1 protein-coding gene is annotated in these 477 nt (G+C 51.4%); it reads right to left on the reverse strand.

Annotation, left to right across the window (positions count from 1 at the left end):
• A partial coding sequence (locus PROVRUST_RS19965) for a baseplate J/gp47 family protein (RefSeq protein WP_006816508.1) occupies positions 1 to 477 on the reverse strand: 477 nt, incomplete at both ends.

Consider the following 477-nt stretch of genomic DNA (forward strand, 5'->3'; position numbering starts at 1 on the left):
TGGCGCGACACCATTACCCTCCCGCGACAAAACTGTCACTGTCACACAAGCGGGGGATGGACTAATCACTGAGGCATCAGCAACGCGACCATCTGCACTGCGAGCGTGGTAGGCATAACTCCCAACAGGACCCGCAACACTCAATCCCTCAAACGCTTCTGGGATGCGCATTCTCAAATCAGAATCAGACTCATAAACTGGCGGGATGGGCGGGATTGCTGTTTCATCCCCTTTAAATAGGACCAATCTTTTAACACCGTTATTAGCTGCAAGCTGATCAAGGTCTGCTGCCGTAGCGAAAGCCACCATACTTGCGCGGGCTGCTTCATTCACACGCTGGCGTAAAATCAACTCACGGTAGCTGTTCTCTTGCAGTAGTTTTGTTAGCGGCTCTGACTCAAACTCTAACGTTCTGGCGACTACTTCACGTTGCTCCGGTGGCATAGCAGCAATTAATGCCGCTTTTCGCTCAGCAAA

Source organism: Providencia rustigianii DSM 4541, from assembly GCF_000156395.1.
Lineage (GTDB): Bacteria > Pseudomonadota > Gammaproteobacteria > Enterobacterales > Enterobacteriaceae > Providencia > Providencia rustigianii.